The sequence below is a fragment of the Varibaculum cambriense genome, from assembly GCF_032557235.1.
In the GTDB taxonomy this organism is placed as follows: Bacteria; Actinomycetota; Actinomycetes; order Actinomycetales; family Actinomycetaceae; genus Varibaculum; species Varibaculum cambriense_C.
Map to the genome: position 1 here is coordinate 183,602 of NZ_JAWGMB010000002.1, position 22,352 is coordinate 205,953.

Sequence of the window (22,352 nt, forward strand, 5' to 3'; positions counted from 1 at the left end):
GCCCCCCTTACTTTCTGGAGCTACCCCCACCCCAAAAAATGCGCCCCCAATTGAGTCTGGAGTTACTATTTGCCCTATTAAAGGGCACTAGGTCGCATTAACCCGCTTATTGCGAACCCGGATAACCCTGGTCTTATTTCTCGGGGTTTACCAAGAGTTGCCGCCGCTACCGCTAGCGATAGATTTCTTTGCTATGCCCGATTGCTAAGGCTTGAATATAGAAGTGGTCATCCTCAATCTCACAGATGAGGCGATAGTTTCCGATGCGGTAACGCCACTGCCCCACATAGTTCCCGCGCAATAAGCAGGAAGCAACCAGTTGTGGGAGGATAAGGCTATGGAAAAAGCTGAAGTTTCTGCGGAGCAAATTGAGCGGGTATCGCAAATGGAGGCAGCGCTAGTGCGCCTAAATGACGCGATCACAACGGTTGATGCCGCGTTGGATACCTATGAGCAGATGTGGGACGATTACCGCGATCTAGATAGCTACTATTCCGGGAAAGCCTGGTGGGAAGATTTAGAGGCCGATAACCAGGGGCTTTTGCCGGATGATTTACCGCGCGGGGTTCTTTCCGAGGACGCAGCCTATGACGCCCTCGGCAACGCCGAAGCTCTGCGTGAGCGACTAAAAGAAATCGCCCAATCCGGTTATAGCTCAAAAAACTAACCCTTGCGATTATTTCGATTGTTTGCAACCATAAATATATGGACACCGACATAAAATCCTCCACAAACCAGGGAGTTACCCTTCCTCCGGAAGAACTCGAGGGGCTGCTAAACACTTCTCGTTTTCTGGAAAATTCGCCGGCTCCCGCGTTACTTCTTGGTCCGGACGGACAGCAAGTAGAACTACCGGAACAGGTTTACAAGGCACTGCTGGACGTAGTAAAGGCAATGTCAAAGCGTCAGGCGATAGCGGTTGTACCTTATGAACAGAAGCTCACTACTCAAGATGCAGCCGATTTCCTCGGTATTAGTCGACCGACGCTAATCAAACAATTGGAATCCGGTGCGATCCCTTATGAAAAGCTTCCCGGTAGCCGTCACCGGAGAATTCTTCTCGCTGATCTACTTGATTACCAGTCAAGAAGGCGCGAACAGCGCCGTGAACTATTTAAGCAAATGGTTAAGGATGCGGAAGAAGACGGCTTTTATGATGATTAGGTTTTAAAGACAAGGATCAGCAGTCGTGTCCAGATTCCGCGCTGTTCTTGACGCAAACGTACTTTTCCCGATTGTGCAGGCTGATTTGCTCCTGCAACTGGCAGATCGAAATACCTATGTCCCGCTATGGAGTTCAGAAGTTTTAGATGAACTTGTGGACAGTCTAATTGCCACCGGGAAAACCACCGAGGAAAAAGCTTTGCGCAGGGTTTCTCACATGAACGAGGCATTTTTGGATACCCAAGTTCACAATTGGGAATTCCTGGTGAATAGCATTCACGGGATACCCGACCCGAAAGATCGACACGTGGTAGCCGCTGCTATCGAAGGGAATGCCTCCGCAATCGTCACCAATAATTGAGAGATTTCCCGCAGGATTCTCTTTCTCAACACGGTTTGCATGCAGTATCCTGTGATAGTTTTTTACTTGATTTGTATGACCTATTTCCCAGTAGATTTCGTGACGCACTTGAGGAAATGCAACAAATCCGAAAAAATCCACCTATTTCGATGGAAGGCCTGCTTGTATCCCTTGCAAGGAGCTGCCCGGAACTAATCGCTACCTATCGCGCCAATCAGACACTCACTTGACGCTATTGTCCCCACCATCCACCAACCTGAACAGCTAGATGATCTGCTATTACCGGTGTGAAGAATAGCGTTCGTAAAGCTCTCTATAGGCGCCGTTCCTGGTTTTACCTGGTCGAGAGCAGGGGCTGGTGCCTGGCTAGGGTAAGTAGCAATAGTTGCCGCTGCAGTCTTAGCACCCTCAGGCACCTGGGGCTCGTTCTTATTGGAGTCTGTTTCCACGGGGAAGAACAAAGCCCAAATACATAGTAGGGCAAGCGCTAGTATTACCGCGATCACAGCAAACGTAAACGATTGTGCTAGGTATTTAATCATCTCCCACGGAGTGCGAAGTGACGACCTTTCGGAAGAGGTCACCCTTGGATCCTCAGATTCCGCCCGGAATCTATCAACGTCCTTACTGGGTTTCGGGTTCCCAGAGTAGGATAGATTGCTCTGCGTGGGCATTTCCCGGCTGTCACCGTCCGAACGTTTGTTGTTGGGCTCAAGCGCTATCCCGGACTCTTCTCGTTGCTTTTCAGTAAACTTGCCATCCTTTGCGCGAGGATGCTTCGCTTCAAATTTGTTCATACCTATTACTGTTGGCGGGTGAATAATTCCTCGCAAAGATTACGGGGCATGAAGCAAAAACTTCGCAACTAACCCCCATTACAAGACGGCAAATATATCGAAAAACCCACAATGAACCCTTAATCTTGGCTAGGTACGGCATGGCGCTAACTACTACTTCTTTGGGGTCAAGGACGCGGCCACCCGCATCGTGCATGGTTTTTACTGGCGGCGGAGGCTTCAAAGTGAACGTCTCACTGGCTACCCTATCGGGGGTATCTACCGCTTTAGCCATAGCCTTTTGACGGGCAACCTTAATGTCATACCAGTATTTACCAGCTGCCCAGCTAGTCCACCCAAAATCCTTAGGGGTAAAAGTAGGACTATTAGCGGTGCCAATACTACTGATATTCATAGTCTTGGCCACTGCCTTGGCTTTGCCGCCATAGTAGCCGTCCCAATGAAGCACCACCGAGGCCTTGAGGGCTTCTTTCACGCTCGTGCCTTTAGCGGAGGTACGAATCTGGTCATGGACAGTCTGAGTCCCGCCAGCTGTACCGGGAGAGGCTTGCGCTGCGGTAGCAACCTGCAACTCATAACCAGACGGCTCAAACTCGTTCAGGGCGATACAAACCGCGCGTGCCCCAGTAGGGTTAGCCGCGGCCGTAGCGTTAGCCTCAGCTAGACCAACCTTGTAAATAGAGTTAATGGTTTGCGCGGAATGCCCAGGGAAAGTACCCGGAGTTTTAGCATTCTTCCATGCCGCCGGATAATACTCAACATATTTTTCGCCGTTAGCCCCCCCAAGAAGCCCACTTGCCACTTGGAGTCTTTCTAACGCCCATGTACAGGCCGACTACGCGAGCCTTCTTAGCTTTGCCGCCAGAGCGCGCAATCGCCCGCTGCATAGCAGTATTACAAGCCGGATCAGCCCACTCGTGAATCTGCTTTTGCACCATCTCCCCGCCAACGAAAGCGTTTAGCCGGTTAACATAATAGTTAGTCGAGGCTTGCCCCCAACCCTGAACCGGGTTAGCACGCCGCCCCAGGTTATCTCCCAGCACGAATACGTAGTGGGAAGGGCCGGTACCAGTGCCATCAGTACCCCCGCCAGTTCCCCCTGTCCCAGGGTTATAAATAGTATCCGCCTGCGCGGGAATCGCCGCTCCCAGACCCACCGACACTCCGGCGGCAATGGTAAGCAGCGTCTTAGCAAATCTGTGTTTCATGCTTCAGCTCCCTTTCGCTGTTCCAAAAAGGGAAGGAGTATTTCCCCTTCCACTATTGGTAATGCGTCAAAAGCAAAAAGCAGGCCAGGCACGAAACCTGACCTGCCTTTTAGAAGCGAAACCCTTAGTTACAATTACCTGCCACACATACGATTACCCCGCTGGTATCTTTTTCCAGTTCCGGGTGTGCATTCATATCTTTCGCGATGCTTTCGCCTAGCCTTCTATTGAAATCATCATTAGAGATTCCGCCGCCGCCTCCGCCGCGGCGGGCCTTACCTCGCGCCTTGTGCTGGTAGCTGCCACGGGCTTTAGCTCGCACTCCCTGCCGGTAGTTACTACGAGCCCCCTGCTGATAGCTACGTGCCGACGTACCAGAGCGCTTTGCCGCCCCAGAACCAGCCTGAGCCTGAGCTTCGGCCTCAGCCTTAGCCTTAGCTTCCGCCTCCGCCTTCACCTTAGCCGCCTTGTCTCTATGCTCAGCCATTAGAACCTGCTTTTCCCTATCCATGTCCGCGATAGTCGGCACCTTAGGTGCCGGAGCACTCGCATCAGCGCTACCGCCGCACCCAGCAAGCCCCAGCCCCAACGCTGCACTTGCAAGAACAACCATAAGTTTTTGAGTTCTCATTTCTCCATTCCTTTCTTGAGCCTTTAATGAACTCTCACTACCTATATAGGGCGCGAGGGCAAAAAGCAGGTGGATAGCCCACATTATCATTATATGTTTTTAATAATAGGAAAACTCGCAAAACTGGGTCAATAGTTCAAGTAAGGCCTCAGGAAAAACGGTCGCGAAACTCCGTCAAATAAAACCAGCAAAGAGCGGGGATCGTAATAGTTCTTTCGGCGAGAGGAGATATCTCCTCTCGCCGAAAGAACTATTAGATCATTGTAACCACAAAGCTAGCTCGGATTGTTAGACTCTAGTTCCCGACACGCCTAAATAACGCGATTTACTGATGGTCAAAAGCGGCTGAAACTCTAGGGAAACCAGTTGCTTTCCCTAGAGTTAACTCCTGGTTGCATATACGCAATCAGCTAGTTTTATTGCATTTATGCAACTACTGATGTGGTAATTGGCAGCAAATAACCCCTAAAGAGCTACTTAAACTGAATATATGAATCGTTCTTGCGGGTACCGCCTAATTCGATGCCTATTTATCTTGATATAGGAGCGCCAACTGCCCCAAAGTTGTACACTCGGCGATCTGACTATCGGAACGTTTTGCACCCAGTTCTCCCTCAAGCCGTGCTACCACCGCGTACAGAGAAAGGTCATCGAAATCTAGCTGCTCCCGCAACTTTGTCCCCGGCTCCAAATCCCTCTGATCACAGTGAGTTTCCGCAGCAACTGCCGCTAAGAGACAAGTTATAACCGCGGGATCGCCACTATAATTCTCCCAGGCAGGAGGAATACTTTCTGAGGACGTATCCGCATTACTAGCGCCATTATCCTCAGCAACCACCCCGAATTCCGGAGCAGCCGCACACTCACCCTCTCCCCCGCTTTCACCCTCAGGGTCGCCGGGCAAATTCTTTCCGAAATCGGCGAGCGCCGCTAAGACATCAGCATCTAACGCCATCTCAACCCACTCGATGTAGCCAGCGCACTGGAGCTCCCGCTCCCGCATAGCGGAAAGGCTCCAGCTCTTCATCCCAAGCGGTTCCCAACGCCAAATCCAGTAGGCGCCGCAATTCTTCTTGACTGCCTTGGGCAAGCGCCGAGCGCACCCGATCTTCTGGGATCACCACATTACCCACCACATCGGTTTGAGCATGAAAAATCCCCAGATCTGGCGTGTATGACCAGCGTCCCCCATTGTTATTTATGGAGGCGTCCTCGGTAACCTCGAAACGCAAATGTTCCCATCCGCGCAGTGCGGAGGCTAGTTTAGCGCCAGTCCCAGCCCTGCCTACCCAGGAAAGCTCCGAGCGGAACATCCCGGGTTGCGCCGGTTGTTCCGTCCACTCTAGGTTGACGCGTTGATCTAGAACTGCTCCAACCGCCCATTCCACGTGACTAGACAGCGCACGAGGGCATGAATGTACGAAAAGTACACCGCGGGTGTAATCCTTGTTCATCGCTTCTCCTTTAGTGTTCGCAAGGTTCGTCTTCCCCAACGGCCTGTGCGCACTACAGAGTGATGACACGCGGTGTCTCAGTTTCTATTTTGCCCTCGATAGCGATTTTCAACAACCCCAAAAGGCTCTGACCGGCATTTTTGTGACCACTGAGGCTAATGTGACACCTGTGGTTATACGCGTGGGGCAATGCGGGAAGCGCTTGTCCAGATATGCGGAGGTATTTATGCCGAGGGGGAGGCTGACGGGAACCAGCGCGGGGGCTGGGTTTGATCCGAGCAGGCGCGGTGGGCATAAGAATTCGGAAAACGCCGCTACGTTTTCCGAATTTCTTGGGCAGGAGAAAAACCTAGATTCCGCGCTAACTTACAACACCAGACTCTTAGCACGGATCGAGGGCGGGAAAAGATACGAGAGGGGGCTTGAGCAATAACGCGGGAGCTAGGTTTTATCCGACCATGCCCTTTGCACCAATCAAGGCTGGGAAAAGATACGAGAGGGACTTGGTAAATGCGCGGGGGCTGGGTTTGATCCGAGCAGGCGCGGTGGGCATAAGTATTCGGAAAACGGCGCTACGTTTTCCGAATACTTGGGCGGGAGGACAAACACAGCCCCCGCGCCCAGGCTCACCTACAGGCCTTTTTCGCGAATCTCTTTAAAGGCTTTGCGGCGCGTTAACCGATCCAGACGATCTAGGTACAGATGCCCATCCAAGTGGTCACATTCATGCTGGATACAACGCCCCATCAGCTCTTCGCCCTCCACCACTTTCGGCTTGCCATCCAGGTCAATCCCTTCAGCACGCGCATACCAGGCACGCTGGCAGGGGAAGAAAAGACCCGGCACCGACAGACAACCCTCGTCGCCGTCTTGATATTCGTCCTTTGAAACCTCTACCAGACGGGGGTTAAGGATATAGTCCACTTCCCCGTCAATGTTCCAGGAGAAAGCCCGCAGCCCCACGCCAATCTGGTTAGCGGCCAGCCCGGCACGCCCATCGGCATCTACCGTTTCCAGCAGGTCTTCTACCAGCTGTTTTATGTGTTCATCGATTTCGCCCACCGGTTCACAGGGGGTACGCAAAATCGGGTCCCCGATTACTCTGATTTCTCGAAAAGCCATTTTCTACTCCTCCTCGCTGCCCGCTGCCACCGCAGCTGGAACGATTTTTTCTGCCCGCGTATAGGCTTCCTCAAGATCCCGGCGCACCTGGTCATTTACATACTGGAAGGCATCTACAACTGCGATTTCGTGGCGTTCGCCAGTAGCGCGGCAACGCACTTCCACGGTTCCTTCTTTCAGCCCGCGCCCGATCACTACCAGCCAGGGCATGCCAAGCAGTTCCGCATCCTTGAATTTAACCCCGGCAGATACTTTCTTGCGGTCATCAATCAAAGTATCAATCCCGGCGGCGGTGAGCTGGTCTCCCAGCTTTTGCGCGGCCTCGAAAAGTTCTGTCCCTTTGCCGGTCACCAGTACATGTACCTGGAAGGGCGCCACATTGGTTGGCCATTTCAGCCCGACCTCGTCATGGTATTCCTCCGCAATGGCGGCCATAACCCGGGACACTCCGATCCCGTAGGAACCCATCGTTACTACCTGGGATTTCCCGTTTTGATCTAGCACGTTTAGCCCTAGCGCCTCGGAATACTTTGTTCCGAGGGCGAAGATATGCCCGATTTCGATTCCGCGGGCGGTCTGCAAGGAGCCAGAACCATCGGGAGCCGGATCCCCATCCCGCACTTCCGCAGCTTCAATAACGCCGTCAGCACGGAAATCTCTACCCGCCACCAGGTTATAAAGGTGGGTGTCTTCTTTACCAGCGCCCGCGATCCATTCGGTACCTTCCACTACCCGTGGATCCAGGAGGCAGCGGGGGCTGCCAGAGATATTTCCGTCCTCATCGACTTTCCGATCCGGATGGTCAGGCCCGGCGCAGGTGGGGCCAGTAAAGCCCGGCACGATATTGGGGTAAGCGGCCATATCTTCCGGGGTGGCCATTTCTACGTCTGCCCCCAAGGAGGCTTCCAAACGGCGCATATCGATCTCGCGATCCCCAGGTACGCCCAGGAGCAACACTTCCCGTTTACCATCGGCATAAGTCGCGGCAACCATGAAGGCTTTCAAAGTGTCAGCTTTAGTCCACGCCCTACCATCTTCGCGTGGGAAATGTTCGTTCGAGTAATCCACCAATGCTTCTATAGTGTGTGCGCCAGGGGTTTTACGTTCAATCGCGGCGGGGACTTGCGAATAATCTTGCGGCTCGGGGGCTATAGTGGTCACGGCCTCTACATTGGCGGCATACCCGCCCTCGGAGCGTACAAAAGTATCTTCCCCAATAGCACAAGGAAAAATGAACTCTTCAGAGCGCGATCCTCCCATAGCGCCCGCCATCGCGGAACAAATCACGAAATCCAGCCCTAAGCGCGAGTAAATCCGTTGATATGCTCGCCGTTGCTGCTGATAGGAGGCCTCTAGCCCTTCATCATCGATATTGAAAGAGTAGGCGTCCTTCATGATGAATTCGCGTCCGCGAATCAGTCCTGCCCTCGGGCGCGCCTCGTCTCGATACTTTTCTTTAATCTGGTAGAGGACTACTGGCAGATCCTTGTAGGACGAATAAAAGTCTTTCACCAGCAGGGTGAACATTTCTTCGTGAGTGGGAGCCAACAGATAGTCAGCGTCTTTACGGTCCTGCAGTTTGAACAGGGAAGGCCCGAACTCTTCCCAACGGTTGGTCGCTTCATAGGGTTCGCGCGGCAACAACGCCGGAAAAGCCACCTCGAGGGCGCCAATCCGATCCATTTCTTCGCGTACTACCTGTTCTACGCGTCGAATCGTGCGCAATCCTAGCGGGGTCCACGTATAGATTCCGGGGGCGGCGCGGCGAATATAACCGGCGCGCACCAGCAGTTTATGGGAATCCACTTCGGCATCTACCGGGTCTTCCCGCAAAGTCCTGACAAAATAAGTCGACATATTGTAAGCCACGTTGGCCAGTTTAGTAGATGATGCAAAGGAACCTAAACCGCGCCCGCCTCGCAGGAATCAACATCTTTGCGAGCCTAGGCGAGACACACCTGTCAGTTTCCAGTTAGTTAAGCGCGCGCGAGAAGTTTTTCCTCCTGCCCAAAAACTCTCCGATGCCTACGGCATCTGCGAGTTTTACGCCCACCTAGCCTGCTCGGATAAAACTTCTCACTCGCGCTTGGGGTTACGGCCAAAGCCAGCACCATGACGACCATTTTTTGCGTCGAAGAAGGGTTTGGAATGCCCATACCTTCCTGCAAGAAGTGTCGCGAAAGAACAATATAAAAGGCAACCGGGTTAACCGCGATAAACGTAGCTACACTTTTGGACTTTTGGGGCAGGAGGAAAAAACCAATCCTCCCCGCGGGAAAAGATGCGAGAGGGAGAGTGATACTAAGCGCGTGGGCAGATTTATGCCGAAGGGTAGGCTCCGGGCGTTAAATCCGTGAAAATGCCAAGGCATTTTCACGGATTTCGGGGCGCGAGGTAAAATCTGCTCACGCGCGTTACCGGGGTTCCCCGAGTACTTTTCCCACTCCTGCCTAGAGAAACTAGACAGTTACCTCGACCTCGCCGGAGCCTTCTTCTAGACCAAGGAGCTCGGCTTGACGATGCGCCTCCGCAATCAGGGTGGGCACGATTTCCTCTTCAGGAACCGTCTTAATCACTTTGCCTTTGATAAAAATCTTACCTTTGCCGTTACCGCTGGCTACCCCCAGGTCGGCCTCGCGCGCCTCGCCAGGCCCGTTTACAACGCACCCCATTACCGCTACTCGCAGCGGCACTTTAATTTCGTCTTTTAGGGCATCAGTAACGGCGTTTGCCAACTTGTAGACATCAACTTGGGCACGTCCGCAGGAAGGACAGGAAACGATCTCCAGGGTGCGTTCTTTTAGCCCCATTGATTGCAGGATTTCGATCCCGACTTTTATTTCCTCTACCGGGTCTGCCGACAGAGAAACCCGGATTGTGTCCCCGATTCCTTGACGCAGCAGCGCCCCGAAAGCAGTAGCCGATTTAATAGTTCCTTGGAAAGCCGGACCCGCCTCGGTTACCCCCAGGTGCAGCGGCCAATCCCCCATTTCACTAAGCAATTCGTAGGCGCGAATCATAGTAACCGGGTCATGGTGCTTCACCGAGATTGCAAAGTCATGAAAATCGTATTGCTCGAACAGCCGTGCCTCATTAACGGCGGATTCTGCCAAAGCCTCCGGGGTGGCTTTCCCATGGCGCGCCATTACCCGCGGATCGAGGGAACCGGCATTTATCCCAATCCGCAGGGCAGTGCCGTGTTTACGAGCGCATTTGGTGATTTCTTCTATTTGGTCATCAAATTTGCGGATATTACCGGGATTAACCCGCACCCCTGCGCAGCCGCCCTCAATCGCAGCGAACACATATTTGGGTTGGAAATGAATGTCAGCGACTACCGGAATCGTAGATTTTTGGGCGATTACCGGCAGAGCCTCTGCGTCATCGGCGCTGGGGCAAGCTACCCGCACAATATCGCATCCGGCGGCGGTTAACGCCGCTATCTGCTGCAAGGTGGCACCAATATCAGTGGTTTTGGTGGTGCACATGGACTGTACGCTAATCGGGGCATCTCCCCCAATGTCTACGTTTCCGCAATGAATCTTACGAGTTTTCTTTCGCGGGAAACCCGCGGGCTTAACTTCCGGAATTCCTAGTTCAACGCTCACGTTCCTATTATGACGCTTTCAGACGCTAAAGCCCTAGTTTCTAGAAATAATAACGCTTTTACCTGTGCTATTCCCTCGGCTTTATTAGCAGTAATCACTGAGGGCGAAAGACCGCCAGTATTAAACGATGTCCGCTCCCCATAACTAACTCAATAACTAAGGTAAGCGAATGGGGACAACAATATCCGCCACCATCAGTAAAACTGTCATAGCTATCAACAGTCCTGCCACCACGTAGGTCAACGGCACAGCTTTCGCGGCATCAATCGGGCCGGGAGCCGGGCGAGAACGCAGGCGCGCATAGCTGTTTTTGATTCCTTGCCAACAAGCACCGGCAATATGGCCACCATCTAGAGGCGGCAGCGGAATCAGGTTGAATACAAACAGCGCCATATTTAGGGAAGCCAGCAGCGAAAGCAAGCCCCCAGCGCGATCCGCCAACGTCACCTGGGTTGCGGGCGCAGAACCGATCTCTCCAGCGATTCTCCCTACTCCCAGGACTGACATGATTCCGGAGCTATCACGCGGGGTGTCGGTGAAGACCGCAACTCCTACGTCCCACACTGCTACCGGGAGTTTTAATACTACCGCTCCGGTTTGATAGAACATTTGCCACATGGTTTGCCCATAGGTGGCAAGTCCCGTGCTTTGACGCACCGAACGTGCATACAGCCCTGCTTTCCCATCTACCCCGGATAGGTGCAAGTCGATAACTTCCCCGCCGCGCTGGACTGATACGGTGGCGTCCCCATGGGTAGCTTTAGCATGTTTTCGCAGATCTTCCCAGGTATTAATTTTCTTGCCATCCCAAGCGAGTAACTTATCTCCCGGTTTGATCCCGGCTTGGGCTGCCGGGGAAGGCTGGGCTCCCTCCTGAGCGCAATCAACCACTTGTCCTGCGTTTAAGCAGACGGCTTTATCAACAGTGGTGGTGGGGGTGGCAATCCCTATCCCCAGCATTGCTATCCCCATCAGCACGAACGCTAAAAATAAGTTCATCACTGGCCCGCCGAACATTACCACTAGGCGCCGGGATACTGGCAGGTTATAAAAGCCCCGGTGGCGCTGATCTAAGGGAATCTCGGAAAGCGAGGCGTCGCGGGCTTCTTGCGACCAGGTAGGAACCAACTTTTCAGCTTCCTCCGGGTCGAGGGCGCGTGCCTGGCGCACCGAAAGTTTCTTACCGTCCAGCTTATAGGCGAATTGATCCGGGTCACCCGGTCCGTACATTCCCAGGATGCGGCAATAACCCCCTAGGAGGAAGGCTTTAACTCCGTACTCAGTTTCTCCGCGTTTGCGTGAAAACAGGGTGGGTCCAAAACCAATCATGAACTGGGGAACTAGCGCCCCAAATTTTTTAGCCGGCAGCAGGTGTCCACATTCATGCAGACCAATAGAGATAATCAGTCCGATAACAAGAATTATTATTCCCAGCAAAAAAGCCATGGGGATAGCCTATCTAGCGTTCATGACAATTTCCTGAGCCTTGGTTTTCGCCCAGGCTTGTGCCTGTATGATTTGCGCTAAATCCGGATTATCAATACCGGTATATTCGGCTAATACTTGCGCTAGCGAATCCACTATTCGCAGGTAGGGCAGGTTTCCTTGCAGAAAGGCATCTACGAATACTTCATTGGCGGCGTTATAAACCGCCGGGTGGGAAGCTGAGGCCGCCACTGCCTGCCGGGCAAGTTTTATCGCGGGGAAAGTTTCATGATCTACCGGTTCGAATTGCCACTGCTGAGCGCTGGTGAAATCCAGGGGGGTGACGGTTTTTTCTAGGCGGTTCGGCCAATCTAACCCCAAGGCGATCGGAAGGCGCATATCGGGCGGGGAAGCCTGCAAAATAGTGGCGCCATCTCGCCAAGTAACCCCGGAGTGAATAATCGACTGGGGATGAATCACCGGCACAATATCCTCGGGCGCAACATCAAACAGCAGGTGCGCTTCTATCAGTTCCAAACCCTTGTTTACCAGGGTAGAAGAGTTAATAGTCACTACCGGTCCCATCGACCAAGTGGGGTGGTTAAGAGCTTGCTGCGCGTTAACCTGAGCTAAATCCGCACGTTTCTTTCCCCGGAAAGGACCGCCAGAGGCAGTAAGGATAATCTGGCTAACTTCACTGCAACCATCCTGGTTTACACTGGTTAGCCCCTTATAGTGAACACCAGAGGCCAACGCCTGCGCAATCGCCGAATGTTCGGAATCTACCGGTACGATTTGTCCAGGGCGCTGACAGGCAGCTTTAACTAAGGCGCCGCCCACAATCAAAGATTCCTTATTTGCCAGCGCTAAGGTGGCTCCACTTTCCAAGGCCGCTAAAGTCGGAGCCAGCCCCACCCCGCCGGTAATCCCATTGAGGACTACCGCTTGCCGGTTGGCTCTCCCTGCCGCTCGGGCACTAGCATCCGCTCCCGTCAAAATCTCGGGTTGATATTCTTCGCCCCCGGGAAGTTCCGCAGCTAGCGCAGTCGCGAATTCCTCGCCCCTATCTAAAGAAATCGCCACTATTTCTGGGCGGAAACGGGCAGCTTGACGCGCCAGTAAAGCAAGGTTAGCCCCGCCAGCGCTAAGGGAGCGCACACAAAACCGCCCCGGATTCTGAGCGATTACCTCCAGTGCTTGCGTACCAATAGATCCCGTGGATCCCAAAATGAAAACGTCGCGCACTGCCACTCCTCGATCGTGAAAATATTTTGCCGGTTACTACCCGAACTCAAACAGTTATTCCACCGCCAGCAGTACTTCTACCGCCCGCGAAAGATAGGCATCAACTACGCCCTCTTTATATGCCTTTTCATTCTTTGCAGTCTTAAAAGTGGCACTGCGAATCTCGGCGGAGGTGATTCCCTTATCCGAGTCAAAATACTGTGCCAGCCGGTCAAGCAGCTCATCTACCTGCGCCGCGTCATAGCCTTTACCGTCCGGGTGAGCGAAGCGTTTGCCCCGCGGACGTAGCATCCGCGGATAAAGGGTAGTTGCCCGTTGCGCGACCCTTTCCATCCAGGCTTGCGAACCATTAACTGCCACATTATCTGCTCGGTCACGTCGCACGAAAGCGGCTTCCAGACGATCCATAGCCTGGTCGATCGCGGCAGTTTGATATCCGCGACGCACTAGGTCAAAATGAGCACCCCGCACTTGGGCAGCCGAGAATTTTTCGGCCGGTACCCCGCCCTCATAGGCTTTGCGAGCATCCGCAAAAAACTCGTCCACCTGGGAGGGTTCGTATCCTCGCGTAAAAAAACCGGCTCTAGGAAAGTTGTTCTCGCTCATTTGCCAGTCCTCTCCTTCCGAGATTTAGTTGCCAATTGACCACACGCTCCATCAATATCTTGTCCCCGAGTATCGCGGATAGTGGTAGTGATACCTTTACGTTCCAGAGTATCCACAAATTCTGCTTGAACGTGGGATTCACTCGCCGTCCAGATAGATCCGGGGGTGGGATTTAACGGAATCGGGTTCACATGTGCCCAGCCATGCCCGCGAGCATTCAATAAATCTGCAAGTAGTCCCGCCCTCCAAGCTTGATCATTCATCTTCTTGATCAGGGCGTATTCGATGGAGACCCGCCGTCCGGTAGCTTTAAAATAATCGTAAGCCGCGTCTAACAGTTCGCTAACCTTGAATCGAGAATTAATAGGAATTAGTTCATCCCGAAGTTCGTCATCGGGAGCGTGCAGGGAAATCGCCAAGGTGACCGGGATTTTTTCTTCCGTCAACTTCTTGATCCCGGGTACCAGTCCCACAGTAGAAACCGTGATTCCCCGCGCGGACATTCCGAATCCTTCCGGAGGATCTGCGATCAAACGGCGAATCGCGCCCAGCACTGCCCGATAGTTAACCAGGGGCTCGCCCATCCCCATGAACACCACGTTGGAGAGATTGCAGGGATCTCCACCTAGTCCGCCCTCCTGACAAACCTTACGTGCCAAGCGCACCTGTTCCACGATTTCGGCGGTAGAAAGGTTGCGGGTCAACCCCATTTGTCCGGTGGCGCAAAATGGGCAAGCCATTCCACATCCCACTTCGCAAGAAATACAGAGAGTAGCGCGGGAGGGATAGCGCATTAGCACCGACTCTACTTCGGCGCCATCAAATAGCCGCCACAGGTATTTGCGAGTCATTCCCTGATCACCGCTGCGTTCCACCACTTGCTCAACTATTGACGGAAATGCCAGCTCCGTGAGTTCTTCCCGTCCTTTAGCGGGCAGATCCGACATCTGGCGTGGATCGGTAGTTAGGTGAGTGAAATAGTGACGGGATAACTGGTCGGCACGAAAAGCCGGGAAACCAGCTGCTTTCAGCATTTCTTTGCGTCCCGTCAGATCAAAATCAGCCAAATGCTCCGGGGGTTTCGCGCGTTTAGTTGCTTGAAAACGCAGCACGGGACGCGCATCCGGGCTGCTAGCTCCCTCAGGGGCTTGGTCGGTGGGCATTACTTGGGAGGGATCACGCCGCGGTTTGGCTTGGCGCATCAACTCTTTATCGCTGGTGAAGCGACTAGCCTTACCAGCGAAGCCGGCGTCCTTCAAAGATGCCCCAGATCCGTCCTTTTGCCATCTTTCAGCCGATCCTGGTTGCGCTCGCTTTGCCATTTAGAGGTTCCCATCCTTTAAAAGATCCACAAGGACACCAGGAAAAAGAGGGGTACAGAGATGAGCAGAGAGTCCAGGCGATCCATCACGCCGCCATGACCAGGTAGCAAATTTCCCATGTCTTTAAGTTTCAAATCCCGCTTTATTAGGGATTCCCCTAAATCTCCACAGGTAGCAACAATGGGAGTTAGGATTCCCAGCACTGCGATTGCCCAGAGCTGCGTTCCGCACACCCAAACCGCAACTGCTGCGGCGAGTGTGCACATCACTACGGAACCGGCGAACCCTTCCCAAGATTTGGCAGGCGAAACCGCCGGAGCCATCGGGTGCTTACCTTTAAGTACCCCCGCCGCGTAGCCGCCAATGTCATTACATATGGTGATCACAATCCACACTATTATCGGGGCAGGATGATGGGGATTATGCAGCATAATAACCACGAAGGATGCCAAGAAGGGCAAATAGATGACAACAAAACAGGTCACGAGGAGATCGCGAGTCGCGAATTTGGAAGGACCACTACTCAACCGCCAGATAGCACAAGCTATCAAAGTAGCCAGTAGCGCCGCCCATACCCCCTCCGGGCCCAACAGATAGGCGCAAACCAGCATCCCGATACTGCCCACCACCAGGGGTGGCAAACACAGTTTTACCCTAATCCGGGATACCGCCCTCGCCATCTCAACTTCAGCCATCACTGCCACCACCATGATGAATACCAAGAAACATACCGGTGGTGCCAGGAGCAACGCTAACGCCAAGGCACCCAGGCCTACCCCCACGGCAATCGAGGCCGGTAGGTTGCGTCCTGCCCGCGACTTTTTCGCTTTTACCGGCGTATTCGTGGTAGGTTCTGAGGTCATCAAAGACACAGATCCCTCGCCTTGGACGGGGGGATGGTGGTTCAACTACATCTCCATCAGTTCTTTTTCTTTGGCTTCTAACAGGGCATCCATCATGTCCACCTGTTTCTTAGTCAAAGCCTCGATTTCTTTTTCCGCACGCGTTACTTCGTCCTCGCCGGCATCGCCATCTTTCTTTAACTTGCCCAGCTGATCCATGGCTTTGCGGCGAATACCGCGAATAGATACGCGTCCTTCCTCTGCCTTTTGTCCCGCAAGTTTTACGTAGTCGCGGCGGCGTTCCTCGGTGAGTTCTGGCAGGGTAACCCGAATATGGTTGCCCTCGTCAGTGGGATTAACTCCCAGGTCGCTGTCCCGTACCGCCTTGATGACATCGTTAGTGGACGACTTGTCATAGGGGGAAATCAGCACGGTGCGCGGCTCCGGGATATTAATGGTAGCCAGTTGCTGCAAAGGCGTGGGCGCCCCATAGTACTCCACCATAATCGGGTTAAACATGGCAGCATTGGCACGCCCGGTGCGAATCGCAGTGAATTCTTCCCGGGAGAACTCAATGGCTTTTTCCATCTTCTCCTCAGCTTCGAGCAGAATATCGTCAATCACTTGGTTACTCCTTGTCAGCAGAAACTAATGTACCGATTGTCTCACCTAGCAGCGCTGAAGTAACGTTGCCAGGCTCAGACATTCCAAATACCCGCGTATTTAGTTTGTTATCCATACAGAGACTGAAAGCAGTGGCATCCATAACCTTCAGTTCCTTCTGTAGAGCTTCTTGATAGGTTAGATGATCAAATCGGGTGGCAGTGGGGTCAGTATTCGGGTCAGCGCTATAAACCCCATCAACGCCGTTTTTACCAACCAATAGCTCTTGGCAATGGGTTTCCAGGGCACGCTGGGCACTTACCGTGTCGGTGGAGAAGAACGGCAAGCCGGATCCGGCACCGAAGATCACTACCCGACCTTTCTCCATATGGCGTACCGCTTTTAAGGGAATATAGGGTTCGGCAATTTGCCCCATAGTGATGGCGGTCTGCACCCGGGTAGTTACCCCTGCCTGTTCCAAGAGATCCTGCAAGGCCAGGGAATTCATTACCGTTCCTAGCATTCCCATATAGTCGGCACGCGCCCGATCAAGGCCGCGCTGGGAAAGTTCGGCACCCCGGAAAAAGTTTCCACCACCAACTACCACTGCGACCTGGACTCCTTGTTCAACGGCCGCCCCAATCTGGTGCGCTACCGAATTGATTACGTCTAGATCCATGCCGACTTGGCCGCCCCCAAAGACTTCGCCGGACACTTTCAGCATCACTCTGCGTTGTTTACTTCCGACTTCCTGGTTCACCCTTATCCCCTTAATATTGTTGTTTCCTCGAGGGCAATATGCCTGTTACTACTTTAACCCGAAGCACTAAAGCCGGGGTGCTTCTCCCTCGTGATCTTGTTATTTGCTGGAGGCAAATCCCCAATTAACTGTCTGTATATAAAGATGTGGCCTCAGGAAAATCCTGAGGCCACATCATTATTTGCTTAAGAACCTACGTGGAAGCGGGCGAAAGCAGTAACTTTCCCACCCGAGGCTTTCACGATCTGTCCTACCGACTTCTTCGGATCTTTCGCAAAATCCTGGTCTAGCAGGCAGTTGTCTTTGTAGAAGGATCCCATCCGACCTTCCACAATCTTGTCAACGATCTTTTCCGGCTTGCCCTCTTTCAGGGTCATTTCCCGCAGAGTTTCGCGTTCCTTATCCAGTTCTTCCTGAGGAACTTCCTCGCGGTCAATGAAACGGGGGTCATAAGCGGCGATGTGTAGCGCGATATCGTGCGCCACGTCTGCGCCCGCTTTATCGGTGGCAACCAGTACCCCCACCTGTGCCGGCAGATCTGCGGAAGAATAGTGCAGGTAGCTGGTTACGGCCTCGCCCTCGATCCGGGTTACCTTCCCCAAAACAATGTTTTCAGAGAAGAGGGCGCCGATTTCCTCTACCTTTTCTTTAACGGTACCTTCGCCACATTTTGCTTCCAGCAGTTCCTCGCGAGTGCTTACCCCGCTGTCAACCAGTGCTTGCATGATTTCTTCGGCGGCCTCCACGAACTTGGGGGACTTGCCCACAAAGTCAGTTTCCGAATTCAGCTCTACCATTACGCCGGCCTGTCCGTCTGCGGTGTCCAGGACTTTCGCCATCACCAGACCGTTCGCGGTAGAACGATCTTCCCGCTTAGCCAGGGATTTCTTACCCGCTAACCGGATCGCCTTTACCGCTGCGTCCTTATCGCCGTCTGCCTCTTCCAGAGCTTTCTTAACTTCCATCAGACCGGCACCGGTCAATTCGCGCAGTTCCTTAATGTCTTGCATCGAAATAGCCATCAGTATGTTCCTCTCGTTAACGATCCTTAGCGGATTATTCAGACTTTTCTGCTTCGGCGGGGGCTGCTTCCTCTTCCGCGGGAGCTGCCGGCTCTTCGGCTTTCTTTTCTTCGCCCTCTTCGCTATTTGCGGTACCTTCTAGCAGTTCCCGCTCCCAATCAGCCAAAGGTTCATCACTGGCCGGAGCGGATTCTTCGCTGGAGGAAGCCCCTTCTTCGCTAGCTTCTTTCTTAGCTGCCGCCTTTTGCGAGCGAGCAATTAAGCCATCGGCGCAGGCATCAGCAATAATCCGAGTCAGCAAGGCTACCGAACGAATTGCGTCATCATTGCCGGGAATGCCGAACTCGATCTCATCCGGATCACAGTTGGTATCCAGAATCGCCACGATCGGGATGTTCAGCTTGTTGGCTTCCGCCACTGCCAAGTGTTCTTTATTGGTATCAACGATCCAGACAGCGGAGGGGATACGCGCCATATCGCGGATACCCCCTAGAGTGCGGGAAAGCTTGTCTTTCTCGCGGCTCATCATCAACAGTTCTTTCTTAGTGCGCCCCGAACCGGCTACATCGTCAAAATCGATTTGTTCAAGTTCTTTTAGACGCTGCAAACGCTTGTGCACAGTCCCAAAGTTGGTAAGCATTCCGCCCAACCAGCGCTGGTTAACATAGGGCATCCCTACCCGCTCAGCTTGCTCCGCAATGGAGTCTTGGGCTTGCTTCTTGGTGCCGACAAAGAGGATGTTTCCCCCGCGCAGCACGGTTTGCCGCACGAAATCGTAGGCGCGATTAATGCCATCGAGAGACTGCGCCAAATCGATTACATAAATACCGTTGCGATCAGTCAAGATGAAGGGTTTCATCTTGGGGTTCCAACGCCGGGTTTGATGTCCAAAGTGTACGCCGCTCTTCAGCAGCTCAGACATGGTTACTACCGCCATGACTTCCTTTCAGTGCGCTAAGGCGCACATATTTTGGGGCTATATGCCCCGCTTACGGTTTCCATTCGGTTCCTGGCACGACGTCCGCTGACACCTGTTTCAGCCAGTAGAAATCACTTTCGGGTTGCCCCTAAAGAGATCCCACCAAAAACAGGACCGAAGCCAGCGTGACCCAGCTGGGCTGGTAGTCGTACGCGAAGTCACCTGGCAAGCCAGGTGCTAAGAGCTAGCTTAGCGGGAAATCACGGCCTACCCCAAGCTGAAAGAGGCACTGAACAGTGTTAACCTGCTGACAGTTTCCCAGATGGTACCGGTAGGATTACTTTTTCTAGTTATCCCCACTGGCGAATAGTTATCGCTTTTGCTTACCAAGTTATTAAGGAGTTTCCCCCAGGGCTTACCGCGTTCAAGGTGTAAGACATGAAGCGATCTTCTCCCCCGCCACTGCTACTCTTAGCGGCGCTATCCGCCATTTGTCTGCTGGCATCCGCTCCTGCTCCGCCGGCTCCGACTGCCGTTCACCCCACAGGTAACGCCCAGCTGGTAGATCTGCGACAACTATCCGGCGAAATTGGTTTCTACCATTGGCCGAGTCGCTCTCCCGTCAAAATTCTACGTCCCTTCAATCCCCCGGCGTCCCCCTGGGCAAGCGGGCACCGCGGAGTTGATCTAAACATTCCGGCAGGCAGTGAGGTTTATAGCGCGCGCGGAGGAACCGTATTTTTTGTGGGAACCATCGCGGGCAGCCCCAGCATCTCGATTAAACATTCAGCGCTGATACGTACCACCTATACCCCGGTTAAAAGTGATTTAACCGTGGGAACGGCAGTAGCAGCCGGCCAAAAGATTGGAACCCTGCAGGCGGGGCACCCGGGTTTGCATTTTGGAGCCAAGATTGATGACCATCACTATCTAAATCCCCTACTGTTAATCTTGGGACCTATCCGGCTCCTGCCCGATCCCTAAAATCAGGGGCTAGTATCTGCCCGGTTTTCCGGGGATTAACCCGGGGATTACTGTCCTGGTATTTGCAGCTACCTAGCCACTGTCTGCAGCTACCCAGTCGCGAGCTTCTTCGAGAGAAAACCGGCAATAAATGCCCATACTACCGGTACCGAAAAACACTTTTTAGGCAGTTTAGGCACGGGGAAAAGCCTGCTGGTAAGCACCAATGATGCGATGCGCATCTACATGGGTATAACGCTGAGTTGTAGACAGCGCAGAGTGCCCTAACATTTCCTGGATTACCCGCAGATCCGCTCCGCCCTCCAACATATGGGAAGCCATTGAGTGGCGCAGACCATGCGGCCCTAAATCGGGTACTCCTGCTAAGGCACAGGCGCGGTGCAAACGTCCCCGCACGATCCTTTCCGAAACTGCTCCCCCTTGCGCCCCCAAAAAGAGGGCATCGCTCGCAGCGGACTTTTGTAGCTCGTCTCGCGCCGCTTGCAGGTAAAAGTGAAGGGCTTTCGCGGCCTGATGGCTGAAAGGAACTATTCGCTCTTTTGACCCTTTGCCCCACAGGCGTACGGTGCGGGCTTCGAAATCAATATCTGCTGGAAGTAGGGCACATATTTCTCCCACCCGCGCCCCGGTTGCATAAATCAATTCGAAAATCGCCCAATCACGAGCCATGACCGCATCACTACCTGCTTGACTTTCGCACCAGGCAAGCAATTGTTTTGCTTGGTCAACCGACAGCAAGTGGGGCAGGTTTTTAGCAGTCTTGGGGGTATGAAGTTGTTTCGCAAAATCCGTTTCCACCACTTGATTTTGTTTTGCCCATTTAGAGAAGGCACGCAGCGCAGCTATCTTTCGCGCAATGGTGGTATTCGATTGCCCTGCAGCACGCAAGTGCGCTAACCAGTTACGCGCCGCCGGCAAGGAGCAGGCAGGCAGAATCGATTGTTCTTCTTTGATGTGGCAATGATCCAGCCATCCACGCAAATCTGCCAGATATGCTTTTATTGAGGCTTCAGAGAATGCTTTCGCATATTTCAGATAGTGGCGATAATCTTCGAGTACTTCCCCCCGTTTGACTGCTCGCATTCTTAGACCCCCGCCTTTTTCCATTTACCGGCTACCTGAATCACTCGCCCCTCCATTTCCAGGTTACCCATTGCCGCGACAACTTCCTCGATAGCTGCCCCGCTGGCACGCGCAATTGCCTCTATATTGGCGGGGCTGCGCATCGGAGTAGCATCCAGAATCCGCCCGCTCAAAGGATCCAAACCATCGAGATAACCGCTTTTCACTCGGCCTCTTTCAGTAGTTACCGTCCCGAGAGGCGCAATCATTTCTAAAACGTCCTCGGCACCGCTAATTAAAGTAGCGCCGTCTCTAATTAGTTGGTTGGAACCTGCCCATTCGGGTTGATTAATCGGCCCGGGCACTGCCCCGACCTGGCGGCCTAGTTCTACCGCATGCCGGGCAGTATTGAGCGCTCCCGACCGAAAACCAGCCTGGATCACTACGGTTGCGGCTGATAGTGCCGCGATTAGGCGATTGCGATCTAAGAATCGCCAGCGGGTGGGACGCGCCCCGGGTGGGTATTGACTGAGTAACAGACCACTGCGAGAAATCTGTTTAAACAGGTCACTATTTGCAGCCGGATAAGGACGATCTAGCCCCCCAGCCAGTAGAGCGATCGTGGGAGCCGAGGCACGCAAACACGCCTGATGAATCAAACAATCCACCCCGTAAGCACCCCCGGATACCAGGCTGATCCCTTCGCTAGCGCAGCGCCAAGCAAGTTCGGTGGCGACATCGTGTCCGAGGGCGGAAACGGCGCGCGCCCCCACCATCGCTACGGTTTTGCCGGAGTCCCGGTTCATTAGCGAGGTATCCCCGATCGCCCACAGAGCCCAGGGGGCATTGCTGACGTTATTAAACGCTGTTGGCCAATCAGAATCTCGGCGAGTAACTAACTTAAAACGCCCCTTTGCTAATAGCTTTTCTAGAGCCGGTAAGTCCAATACTTCCAGGCGGCTGCGCCACCGGGCAAAACTCTTATCCCATTTATCGGTGCCGGTGCGCCGCAAAAGTTCTACCGGAAGATAAGTGTGCCAGCGCTCCGGATCATCACTGGCGGCGCGCCGGGCAATTTGTAACGCGGCAACCGGACCGAGTTCATTAAGGAGTAAATCGGCTGCCGGATCACCCGCCTCAGTAAGCCGGGACCAACTGGCACAGGCCAGACGGTACTGGTAGTTATCATCCATACTTGTCTCTCTTTCCACAACTCG

The 22,352-nt window shown here is 53.5% G+C and carries 24 protein-coding genes; 4 read left to right on the top strand and 20 right to left on the bottom strand.

The window, feature by feature from the left end; all coding sequences use genetic code 11:
* Window positions 1–172: 172 nt before the first annotated feature.
* Window positions 173–301, bottom strand: a complete 129-nt coding sequence (locus tag E6072_RS02595; RefSeq protein ID WP_316693521.1) for a type II toxin-antitoxin system RelE/ParE family toxin — start codon at window positions 299–301, stop codon at window positions 173–175.
* Between the two features lie 36 nt (window positions 302–337).
* On the opposite strand from E6072_RS02595, the gene E6072_RS02600 reads away from it, so the two are divergent.
* From E6072_RS02600 to E6072_RS02610, 3 genes are read left to right on the top strand one after another with little or no spacing between them, the layout of a single operon-like run.
* Window positions 338–667: a DUF4298 domain-containing protein gene (locus tag E6072_RS02600; RefSeq protein ID WP_316693522.1), complete on the top strand. Its 330-nt coding sequence runs from the start codon at window positions 338–340 to the stop codon at window positions 665–667.
* A 38-nt stretch (window positions 668–705) separates the two neighbouring features.
* Complete coding sequence (locus tag E6072_RS02605) at window positions 706–1,164, top strand: helix-turn-helix domain-containing protein (RefSeq protein WP_316693523.1); 459 nt, start codon at window positions 706–708, stop codon at window positions 1,162–1,164.
* Window positions 1,165–1,189: 25 nt separating this feature from the next.
* Window positions 1,190–1,525, top strand: a complete 336-nt coding sequence (locus E6072_RS02610) for a PIN domain-containing protein (protein ID WP_316693524.1) — start codon at window positions 1,190–1,192, stop codon at window positions 1,523–1,525.
* Between the two features lie 783 nt (window positions 1,526–2,308).
* On the opposite strand, the gene E6072_RS02615 is transcribed toward E6072_RS02610, so the two are convergent.
* The 17 genes from E6072_RS02615 to rpsB all read right to left on the bottom strand — a co-directional run bounded on the left by E6072_RS02615 (window position 2,309) and on the right by rpsB (window position 19,107).
* Window positions 2,309–3,124 (bottom strand): hypothetical protein, encoded by an 816-nt coding sequence (locus E6072_RS02615; RefSeq protein WP_316693525.1) that lies wholly within the window; start codon window positions 3,122–3,124, stop codon window positions 2,309–2,311.
* Complete coding sequence (locus E6072_RS02620) at window positions 3,096–3,530, bottom strand: hypothetical protein (protein WP_316693526.1); 435 nt, start codon at window positions 3,528–3,530, stop codon at window positions 3,096–3,098. The genes E6072_RS02615 and E6072_RS02620 overlap by 29 nt, the downstream gene beginning before the upstream one ends.
* A 124-nt stretch (window positions 3,531–3,654) precedes the next feature.
* Entirely contained in the window at window positions 3,655–4,161 is a 507-nt protein-coding gene (locus tag E6072_RS02625; protein ID WP_316693528.1) for a hypothetical protein, read from the bottom strand.
* Between the two features lie 526 nt (window positions 4,162–4,687).
* Window positions 4,688–5,116: an acyl carrier protein gene (locus E6072_RS02630; protein ID WP_316693529.1), complete on the bottom strand. Its 429-nt coding sequence runs from the start codon at window positions 5,114–5,116 to the stop codon at window positions 4,688–4,690.
* Between the two features lies 1 nt (window position 5,117).
* Window positions 5,118–5,615, bottom strand: coding sequence for a DUF3145 domain-containing protein (locus E6072_RS02635; RefSeq protein WP_316693530.1), 498 nt, complete (start codon window positions 5,613–5,615; stop codon window positions 5,118–5,120).
* A gap of 630 nt (window positions 5,616–6,245) precedes the next feature.
* Window positions 6,246–6,737 (bottom strand): peptide deformylase, encoded by a 492-nt coding sequence (gene def, locus E6072_RS02640; protein ID WP_238128024.1) that lies wholly within the window; start codon window positions 6,735–6,737, stop codon window positions 6,246–6,248.
* Window positions 6,738–6,740: 3 nt separating this feature from the next.
* Window positions 6,741–8,606, bottom strand: a complete 1,866-nt coding sequence (locus E6072_RS02645) for a proline--tRNA ligase (protein ID WP_316693532.1) — start codon at window positions 8,604–8,606, stop codon at window positions 6,741–6,743.
* A 590-nt stretch (window positions 8,607–9,196) separates the two neighbouring features.
* Window positions 9,197–10,345 (bottom strand): flavodoxin-dependent (E)-4-hydroxy-3-methylbut-2-enyl-diphosphate synthase, encoded by a 1,149-nt coding sequence (ispG, locus tag E6072_RS02650; RefSeq protein ID WP_316693534.1) that lies wholly within the window; start codon window positions 10,343–10,345, stop codon window positions 9,197–9,199.
* 156 nt (window positions 10,346–10,501) lie between these two features.
* A complete protein-coding gene (locus E6072_RS02655; RefSeq protein ID WP_316693535.1) occupies window positions 10,502–11,791 on the bottom strand; it encodes a site-2 protease family protein in 1,290 nt (429 codons plus the stop codon).
* Between the two features lie 9 nt (window positions 11,792–11,800).
* Window positions 11,801–13,015 carry a 1-deoxy-D-xylulose-5-phosphate reductoisomerase gene (gene dxr, locus E6072_RS02660; protein WP_316693536.1) on the bottom strand — a complete coding sequence of 405 codons (1,215 nt, stop codon included), beginning with the start codon at window positions 13,013–13,015 and terminating at the stop codon, window positions 11,801–11,803.
* A 54-nt stretch (window positions 13,016–13,069) separates the two neighbouring features.
* The gene (locus E6072_RS02665) at window positions 13,070–13,621 is read right to left on the bottom strand and encodes a DivIVA domain-containing protein (protein ID WP_316693537.1); all 552 of its coding nucleotides are present in this window, start codon (window positions 13,619–13,621) and stop codon (window positions 13,070–13,072) included.
* Complete coding sequence (rlmN, locus tag E6072_RS02670) at window positions 13,618–14,823, bottom strand: 23S rRNA (adenine(2503)-C(2))-methyltransferase RlmN (protein WP_316693660.1); 1,206 nt, start codon at window positions 14,821–14,823, stop codon at window positions 13,618–13,620. The genes E6072_RS02665 and rlmN overlap by 4 nt, the downstream gene beginning before the upstream one ends.
* A 137-nt stretch (window positions 14,824–14,960) precedes the next feature.
* Window positions 14,961–15,806 carry a phosphatidate cytidylyltransferase gene (locus E6072_RS02675; RefSeq protein ID WP_316693662.1) on the bottom strand — a complete coding sequence of 282 codons (846 nt, stop codon included), beginning with the start codon at window positions 15,804–15,806 and terminating at the stop codon, window positions 14,961–14,963.
* A gap of 45 nt (window positions 15,807–15,851) precedes the next feature.
* A complete protein-coding gene (gene frr / locus E6072_RS02680) occupies window positions 15,852–16,409 on the bottom strand; it encodes a ribosome recycling factor (RefSeq protein ID WP_316693538.1) in 558 nt (185 codons plus the stop codon).
* 4 nt (window positions 16,410–16,413) lie between these two features.
* On the bottom strand, window positions 16,414–17,112 hold the full coding sequence (gene pyrH / locus E6072_RS02685; RefSeq protein ID WP_316693663.1) for a UMP kinase: 699 nt from the start codon (window positions 17,110–17,112) through the stop codon (window positions 16,414–16,416).
* A gap of 221 nt (window positions 17,113–17,333) precedes the next feature.
* The gene (gene tsf, locus E6072_RS02690) at window positions 17,334–18,173 is read right to left on the bottom strand and encodes a translation elongation factor Ts (protein ID WP_399335071.1); all 840 of its coding nucleotides are present in this window, start codon (window positions 18,171–18,173) and stop codon (window positions 17,334–17,336) included.
* A 31-nt stretch (window positions 18,174–18,204) separates the two neighbouring features.
* Window positions 18,205–19,107: a 30S ribosomal protein S2 gene (gene rpsB, locus E6072_RS02695; RefSeq protein ID WP_316693542.1), complete on the bottom strand. Its 903-nt coding sequence runs from the start codon at window positions 19,105–19,107 to the stop codon at window positions 18,205–18,207.
* Between the two features lie 420 nt (window positions 19,108–19,527).
* Here rpsB and E6072_RS02700 point away from each other — a divergent pair, with 420 nt between their 5' ends.
* Window positions 19,528–20,073: a M23 family metallopeptidase gene (locus tag E6072_RS02700; RefSeq protein WP_316693544.1), complete on the top strand. Its 546-nt coding sequence runs from the start codon at window positions 19,528–19,530 to the stop codon at window positions 20,071–20,073.
* Window positions 20,074–20,244: 171 nt separating this feature from the next.
* Here E6072_RS02700 and E6072_RS02705 read toward each other — a convergent pair whose 3' ends face one another.
* Window positions 20,245–21,180 carry a tyrosine-type recombinase/integrase gene (locus tag E6072_RS02705; protein ID WP_316693546.1) on the bottom strand — a complete coding sequence of 312 codons (936 nt, stop codon included), beginning with the start codon at window positions 21,178–21,180 and terminating at the stop codon, window positions 20,245–20,247.
* Window positions 21,159–22,328 carry a DNA-processing protein DprA gene (dprA, locus tag E6072_RS02710; protein ID WP_316693548.1) on the bottom strand — a complete coding sequence of 390 codons (1,170 nt, stop codon included), beginning with the start codon at window positions 22,326–22,328 and terminating at the stop codon, window positions 21,159–21,161. Before dprA ends, E6072_RS02705 begins: the two co-directional genes overlap by 22 nt.
* Window positions 22,329–22,352 lie beyond the last annotated feature (24 nt).

What these genes read in the sequence shown, in the direction of transcription:
- E6072_RS02700 (WP_316693544.1), top strand. Translation starts at nt 19,528, where the DNA reads ATGAAGCGATCTTCTCCCCCGCCACTGCTACTCTTAGCGGCGCTATCC.
- E6072_RS02630 (WP_316693529.1), bottom strand. Translation starts at nt 5,116, where the DNA reads ATGGCGTTAGATGCTGATGTCTTAGCGGCGCTCGCCGATTTCGGAAAG.
- E6072_RS02625 (WP_316693528.1), bottom strand. Translation starts at nt 4,161, where the DNA reads ATGAGAACTCAAAAACTTATGGTTGTTCTTGCAAGTGCAGCGTTGGGG.
- rlmN (WP_316693660.1), bottom strand. Translation starts at nt 14,823, where the DNA reads ATGCGCCAAGCCAAACCGCGGCGTGATCCCTCCCAAGTAATGCCCACC.
- E6072_RS02600 (WP_316693522.1), top strand. Translation starts at nt 338, where the DNA reads ATGGAAAAAGCTGAAGTTTCTGCGGAGCAAATTGAGCGGGTATCGCAA.
- rpsB (WP_316693542.1), bottom strand. Translation starts at nt 19,107, where the DNA reads ATGGCGGTAGTAACCATGTCTGAGCTGCTGAAGAGCGGCGTACACTTT.
- pyrH (WP_316693663.1), bottom strand. Translation starts at nt 17,112, where the DNA reads ATGCTGAAAGTGTCCGGCGAAGTCTTTGGGGGCGGCCAAGTCGGCATG.
- E6072_RS02655 (WP_316693535.1), bottom strand. Translation starts at nt 11,791, where the DNA reads ATGGCTTTTTTGCTGGGAATAATAATTCTTGTTATCGGACTGATTATC.
- E6072_RS02705 (WP_316693546.1), bottom strand. Translation starts at nt 21,180, where the DNA reads ATGGAAAAAGGCGGGGGTCTAAGAATGCGAGCAGTCAAACGGGGGGAA.
- E6072_RS02635 (WP_316693530.1), bottom strand. Translation starts at nt 5,615, where the DNA reads ATGAACAAGGATTACACCCGCGGTGTACTTTTCGTACATTCATGCCCT.
- def (WP_238128024.1), bottom strand. Translation starts at nt 6,737, where the DNA reads ATGGCTTTTCGAGAAATCAGAGTAATCGGGGACCCGATTTTGCGTACC.
- E6072_RS02675 (WP_316693662.1), bottom strand. Translation starts at nt 15,806, where the DNA reads ATGACCTCAGAACCTACCACGAATACGCCGGTAAAAGCGAAAAAGTCG.
- E6072_RS02605 (WP_316693523.1), top strand. Translation starts at nt 706, where the DNA reads ATGGACACCGACATAAAATCCTCCACAAACCAGGGAGTTACCCTTCCT.
- E6072_RS02620 (WP_316693526.1), bottom strand. Translation starts at nt 3,530, where the DNA reads ATGAAACACAGATTTGCTAAGACGCTGCTTACCATTGCCGCCGGAGTG.
- E6072_RS02665 (WP_316693537.1), bottom strand. Translation starts at nt 13,621, where the DNA reads ATGAGCGAGAACAACTTTCCTAGAGCCGGTTTTTTTACGCGAGGATAC.
- dprA (WP_316693548.1), bottom strand. Translation starts at nt 22,328, where the DNA reads ATGGATGATAACTACCAGTACCGTCTGGCCTGTGCCAGTTGGTCCCGG.